The sequence below is a fragment of the Hymenobacter coccineus genome, assembly GCF_001816125.1.
Classification (GTDB): Bacteria; Bacteroidota; Bacteroidia; order Cytophagales; family Hymenobacteraceae; genus Hymenobacter; species Hymenobacter coccineus.
The window spans coordinates 1-5767 of record NZ_MDZA01000143.1; the positions used below are offsets into that span (position 1 = coordinate 1).

The 5767-nt window shown below is 64.9% G+C and carries 8 protein-coding genes and 2 pseudogenes; 1 reads left to right on the plus strand and 9 read right to left on the minus strand.

All coding sequences use genetic code 11. From position 1 onward, the window contains the following. The first annotated feature begins 142 nt into the window (after positions 1-142). Positions 143-682 (plus strand): hypothetical protein, encoded by a 540-nt coding sequence (locus tag BEN49_RS26760; RefSeq protein WP_125916705.1) that lies wholly within the window; start codon positions 143-145, stop codon positions 680-682. A gap of 120 nt (positions 683-802) precedes the next feature. On the opposite strand, the gene BEN49_RS10100 is transcribed toward BEN49_RS26760, so the two are convergent. The 9 genes and pseudogenes from BEN49_RS10100 to BEN49_RS10130 all read right to left on the minus strand — a co-directional run bounded on the left by BEN49_RS10100 (position 803) and on the right by BEN49_RS10130 (position 5550). Beyond that, positions 803-1066, minus strand: coding sequence for a hypothetical protein (locus BEN49_RS10100; RefSeq protein ID WP_070742920.1), 264 nt, complete (start codon positions 1064-1066; stop codon positions 803-805). Positions 1067-1169: 103 nt separating this feature from the next. Further along, positions 1170-1508 (minus strand): hypothetical protein, encoded by a 339-nt coding sequence (locus BEN49_RS10105; protein WP_070742922.1) that lies wholly within the window; start codon positions 1506-1508, stop codon positions 1170-1172. A 27-nt stretch (positions 1509-1535) separates the two neighbouring features. After that, positions 1536-1820 (minus strand): DUF4113 domain-containing protein, encoded by a 285-nt coding sequence (locus BEN49_RS29465; protein ID WP_239691895.1) that lies wholly within the window; start codon positions 1818-1820, stop codon positions 1536-1538. Positions 1821-1893: 73 nt separating this feature from the next. Then, a pseudogene (locus BEN49_RS29470) lies at positions 1894-2055 on the minus strand (DinB/UmuC family translesion DNA polymerase); the annotation flags it as partial. A gap of 406 nt (positions 2056-2461) precedes the next feature. Then, positions 2462-2866, minus strand: a pseudogene (locus BEN49_RS29480) (Y-family DNA polymerase); the annotation flags it as partial. A gap of 2 nt (positions 2867-2868) precedes the next feature. Beyond that, a complete protein-coding gene (locus BEN49_RS10115; protein ID WP_070742924.1) occupies positions 2869-3336 on the minus strand; it encodes a LexA family protein in 468 nt (155 codons plus the stop codon). A gap of 354 nt (positions 3337-3690) precedes the next feature. Beyond that, positions 3691-4329, minus strand: a complete 639-nt coding sequence (locus tag BEN49_RS10120; protein WP_070742926.1) for a hypothetical protein — start codon at positions 4327-4329, stop codon at positions 3691-3693. A gap of 36 nt (positions 4330-4365) precedes the next feature. After that, positions 4366-4698, minus strand: a complete 333-nt coding sequence (locus BEN49_RS10125; protein WP_070742928.1) for a hypothetical protein — start codon at positions 4696-4698, stop codon at positions 4366-4368. A 105-nt stretch (positions 4699-4803) separates the two neighbouring features. Then, positions 4804-5550 carry a hypothetical protein gene (locus BEN49_RS10130; protein WP_070742930.1) on the minus strand — a complete coding sequence of 249 codons (747 nt, stop codon included), beginning with the start codon at positions 5548-5550 and terminating at the stop codon, positions 4804-4806. Positions 5551-5767: the final 217 nt, after the last annotated feature.

A 5767-nucleotide genomic window follows, 5' to 3' on the forward strand; every position in this document is an offset into this window, starting at 1 on the left:
GCACTCTGCGCTAGGCTACTGCACCCCGCTCGAAATCGAACTCCACTACCTTTTCAATCTACCTTAGCTCTGTGTCCGTTTAAACCCGACCACCTCAGTCACCAATGAGATTTTCACGGACTTCACGCACTACCTCGACGCATTGGACAAGGCCGTTTCCGGCTACATAGCGAAGCCCTGGAATCAATGGGATAATGGCGACTGGGAAGGCTTCTATTTATGGCTGGACTCACAAACCGACATAAAAAAAGATAGCTGGTTTTGGGTCAATAACACAGCGGGCGGCTTTTGGGGATTCCTATTAGAGTGGGCGCACTTCGAAAACCCGCACCCGCTCTATCTACAGATTGAATCTGACCGGAAGATGCTGTGCATTAAAATCAGCACCAACGAAGGAGGCCCCGATGCGCGGCCCGATGACTATATCCGCGAAACCCGGAACGAGTATTATCGCTTCGTGATGCAGAAAGCGAAAGAGGCCGGGCTTAACCACGTTCACAAACCCGCCCGCTTCGGAAGCGGCAAATACATGACGGTGGCCGTTGTAAAGCCCGAGCACTGGCTAGGCGCCCCGGACCAGCCGGTGAACTTCGATGAGGTCAAGCAGAAGCTGAACACCTTCAACGCTTTCGTTAAGAATTGCGCCGCCGACTGGCCCGCCCTGGTAGAGGCTGGCAAGTAGGCCCGCCCAGCAACTGAACCGACACCCGTCTCACCCCAAATGAAAAGCCCCGACCAGTTGTACGCTGGCCGGGGCTTTTCATAATTTCCGGCTACCCCGCACGACTTGCATACTTCTCTCTTACTGCCCTTGCAACAAAAAAGCAAACTTGCTCAGATGCTCGTCCCGCAGGTATTCCATCCACCGCTGCGCCGCCTCCGGGCTGCCCATTTCCCCCGCTGGCAGTGGCAGCATCGGAATGATCGAGCTATTCTCGCCCAAATGTATTTGCAGTCCATAGCCGCCCAAGTAGGAAGCCCGGACGACCTTAAACGTGCACCCGCGCTGCTCATACGCGCCGCAAAACTCGGTGATGGATTTCGCATCCGGAAGAAAGTGGGGCATAACCAATAGTAAAAAAGTAAAACAGCCGCCAAGCGGCCAGCCGGCCGCAAAAAGCCCAACGTCCGGCCGCTGGGGCCCGCACCGCACCGCTTCCGTGGCTGCCTTATACCCGCTTGCGGGCTCGCCGCTGCTGCTTCCGGGCCTGTAGGTCGCCCCAGATGCCCATCATCGCCGCGAGGGTTTCGCTCTGCAATACCAGCACCCAGTACCGCACCCAGTCCCGCAAAATGTAGTTCGTGGCCCGGTCCACGTGCCCGCCCCGCCGCAATTCCTCCGCATCGCCGGGTTGCAGCGCCACTGCGAAATGGGTGTAATAATTCCCGTTCGGCAGCGCCACCATCGTAATGCGCCGGTTGTGGAGCCGCCGCACCACGGCGCGGCCACACACGGGGTAATCGGGTAGGGCCCCGGGCAAGTGGGCCGGTGGCAGTGGAAAAGCCATGGTATGATGAATGAAATGGGTTAAGAATTAGCGCACCGTCATTAAGTCTTCCAGCCGCGTGGTGTAGGCCGGCGTACGCCACGCCGCCTGTCCCTGCCACGGCGCCGGCCCACCGCCCGTGGGCCCCAGCGCCGCCGCTAGTTGCACGGTCCCGCGCCCAAACCGCGCATTAAGCCCGTCCAGCGCCGCCATCACCTGCGCGCTGCGGCCTTCCACTGCGGCCCCCGCCGCCAGCGGCGCAGCCGCCCCGAACAGCCCCAGCTGCTGACCGCCCGGCACTTCCAGCCCCGCCAGCACCACGCCCGCCTTCACCGTACACCGCCCCCGGCTCCCACAGCCGGCCCAGCAGCTGCGCCGCCCGCGCCGTCAGCTCCCGCGTGTCGGCGGTGGGCACCGGCAGCGTCAGCACCGCCGAGCGCGAATGCCCGCCCGCCTCCGGCCCAAACCGATTTTTGCCCAGGAACACCGTCAGCACGTGCGCCAGGTCGCCTTGCCGGCGCAGCTTTTCCGCCGCCCGCGCCACGAACGCCGCCACCGCCCCCTGCACCGCGGCCCGCTCCTGCAGCGGCCGCCCGAACGTGCGCGAGCAGCTGAGGCTCTGCCGGTGCAGCGTCCCGTCCTCGCTCGGGGCCAGCCCCGCGCAGGGGGTAGCCCTGCAGCTCCCGCACCAGCCGGGCCCCCACCACCCCGCCCAGGTGTTTGCGCGCCCAGGCCTCCGACACCCGCGCCAGGTCCGCCGCCGAGTCGATGCCCGCCGCCGTCAGCTTGTGCGCGTACTGCCGCCCCACGCCCCACACGTCGCCCACCGCCACCTGCCCTAAGGCCCAGGCCCGCCGCTCCCCCGAGTCCAGGTACAGCACCCCGCCCAACCCCGCGTCTTTCTTGGCCAGCCGGTTCGCCAGCTTGGCCAGCGTCTTGGTCGGGGCCACGCCCACGCACACCGGAATGCCCGTGCGCGCCTTCACCCCCGCCCGCAGCCGCTGCGCCAGGTCGGTCAGGTGTCCCAGGTACGGTGTCAGGTGCGTTTCCAGGCCGCCCAGGTCCAGAAAGGCCTCGTCAATGGAGTAGATTTCCACCCCCGGCACCGTCGCCCCCAGGTAGTGCATCACGCGCCGCGACATGTCCCCGTACAGCGCGTAGTTCGAGCTAAACACCTGCACCGAGTCCCGCCGCAGCTGTTCCTTCACCTGAAAGTACGGGTCGCCCATTTTCAGCCCCAGCGCCTTGGCTTCCGCCGAGCGCGAGATGATGCACCCGTCGTTGTTGCTCAACACCACCACCGGTTTTCCCTCCAGCCGCGGCTGAAAAACCCGTTCACAACTCACGTAGAAGTTGTTGCAATCCACCAGCCCGAACATGTCTAGTCGCGGCTGTGCAGCAGCGCCGTCAGCCGGCCCGGCACCAATTCGTGCACCACGTGCGTCACCACGCCCCAAATGTGCAGCTCCTCCCCCGTCCGAATCCGGTAGGGCGCAAAAGCCGGGTTCGCCGGCACTAGCCACCACGTTTCGCCCCGGCGCTCCAACCGTTTCACGGTGCAGTCGCCGTCCACCACCGCCACCACGATGTGCCCGTGGTCGGCTTCCAGGTGCTTGTCCACCGCCAGCAGGTCGCCGGGGTGAATCTCGGCCCCGCTCATGCTCTCGCCCATTACCCGCACCAGGTACGTGGCGTCCGGGTGCCGGAACAGCAGCCGGTTCAAGTCGAACAGCCCCTCCAGCTCGTCGGTGGCCGGCGACGGAAACCCCGCCGGCACCCGGCAGCTGAACACCGGCAGGAAAGCCGCCATCGGCGCTTCCCGCACCGGGATGAGTAGGACGTCGTACATCGATCAAGTAGCGTAGGTTGAACGCCCAAATAAACGCCCGCTAATTCCATTAGTCCGTATTGTCGCTAATAAAATTGGTATTTGCTGTTGATAATCAGGCCTAAACTTTTCTATTCTTGTTGTAATTGCAAAGTAATTTGGTTGTATTCTAGCACTTACCCAGCCTCCGCATTCCGCCAGCCGGCGTGCCAGTTCAGTTAGTAACCGTTGATTAATTAGATTTATTCGACGCGCATTGCTCCCTCACACCGGTGGGCCTGGCCGGTCCCTCTTCCCTGCCAAAAGTTGCCGCCCACAAAAAGGCCGGCCCCCGCTGTTGCGGATGGCCGGCCTTTTTGCTGCTCGAAAAAGCGCTTATTCTACCGTAAACGAACCCGTCACGAACAGGCTGGGCTGCCCCACCACTTCGGCCCGGTACTGGCGCACGCCCCCCGCCACGAAGCGCGTGCCCAACGCGGAGCTGAACGCTTCGCCGGTCGGGTGCGTGCCCCCGTCCACGAAGTTGTCGATGGTGATATGCACCGCCACGGCCCCCGTGCCACCCGTGGCTGTCACCTGGCCCTCGAGCACGGTGTTGCCCCCGTCCGCGGGGTTGATGCCGCGCAGCGTGGCCCCGGTTAGGCGCAGCGGCGCGGGCGGGGCCGCCGTCGGGGCCTCCCCAAAAATGGCTTCGCCCGCCAGCGCCAGCCCGCCGGCGTTATCCGCCACCACCGCCACGGCGGGCAGCGCTTCTACCACGGCGTAAGCCCCCACCAGCTGCCGGGCCCCGACGCTGTAGTCATCAAAACCCGCCGACAGGTCGGTTTGCTCGGGGTAGGCCGTGCCGTATACTTGGTTGAGGCGGGCCAGCCGGGCCAGCGCGTCGTTCATCCGCTGCTGGGCGGCGGCCACGCGGCTCAGGCGCTTGCGCGTGTCCCGGTCGGCTTTGGCCACGGCAGCGCGGGCTTTTTTGCCCCGCGCCTTGTATTGTTTCTGATAAGCGGAAGTCGCCATAACGGATTGGAATAAGGAGTGAATAGAAAGCCCGTATTATTCGCCGAACGCCGCCTCGGTCGGCAGCGCGGCCCCGCCGTTACCGTCGGCCACGTCGGCGTACAGCAGCGCGTCGGCCTCTTGGTTGCCCGCCAGGTTGGCCAGCGTTTCGGAGGTACCGAAGTCCGCCACGAGGTCCGTGGCAGCCGGCAGGGCCGTGCCGTAGAGCGCGTTGAGCCGGTTGGTGCGGGCCGCGGCCGCGGCGTTGCCCTGCTCGGCCGCCACCAGTTGCCCCACCAGCGCGCGCACCTGCTTGCGGGCCTTGGTGTAGAGGGCCAGGGCCTTCGTCGCCCGCCGCTTGTATTGTTTTTGATAGGCTGATAGTGCCATAGTTGTGGGGCCCTTGGGGCCGTCTGGGTGAAGAAGAGAAAACCAGCGAAAGCCAAAACGGCCGCCCGTTCCCGGCCGGCCGCTTGGGGTGTCCTGCCGCGCCGCTTAGTCGGCGTAGACGATGGCCAGCGGGTTGCTGGCGTTGTTGTTGAGCGGGTACTGCTTGCCGTTGAGCAACTGGTAAAAGTTCACGCCCAGCACGCCCAGCACCACGTCGTCGGCCGTGGGCGGCACCGCCAGCGAGGCCTTGATGGCCTGGTTCACCAGCACCGGCCCGTTGAGCGGCAGGCTACCCAGCGGCGCGGCCACCGCGCCCTGCGAGATGGCGCCCGTCTCGAAGTTGATGGCCGCCGAGCCGAGCATCAATTCAAAGTGGGTGGCCCCCTGCGGAGCGGCCACGTCCGTCAGCCCGTTGAGGCTGGGCAGGCTGATGGTCAAATCCGCCCCGGCCGCGGCCGTGGTGTACGAGCCGAAGAACACCTGGCTCAGTGAGGCCGAGGCGTTGAAGTCGAAGCCCACCAGTTCCAGGGCGTTGTCTTTGTCCAGGATGCGGGCCCCGCGGTCGTTGGTTTCGTCCATGCCGATGATGGCGCGGGTTTTCTGCGTCAGGCGCGAGACCATCAACGAGTCGCTGGCCGTGCTGATGAGCGTGCGCAGCGCCGTGCGAATGAGCTTGCCCGCCGTACCGGCGCGCCCAAACTCACTGGCGTTTTCGCGGGTGCGGGCCAGGCTGGCCGCGCTGTTAAAAGCCGCCTTGTTGGAGGCCGGCTTCTGGCGCACCGTGCCGTTGCGGGCAAAGACCAGGCCCCCCACGGTGCCCTGCAAGCCTAAAATACCATTCTGTGATGCCATAACTGTAAAGAATAAAAGGGTGAAAGAGAGAAAATGGACGGGGAATAAGAAAGGGCTGCTTGCAATCGGGCGGCGCAACTACCAGATACAGCCGCCCCGGTAACGCCGCTTGTTCTTGGCATCGAAGGAGCGCCACAGCTGGGGCGGCACCGCCGCCGGGGCCCCGCAGCGCCACAGGCCCCGGCCGGCCCGCTGCGCGGCCACTTGCTGGGCGGCC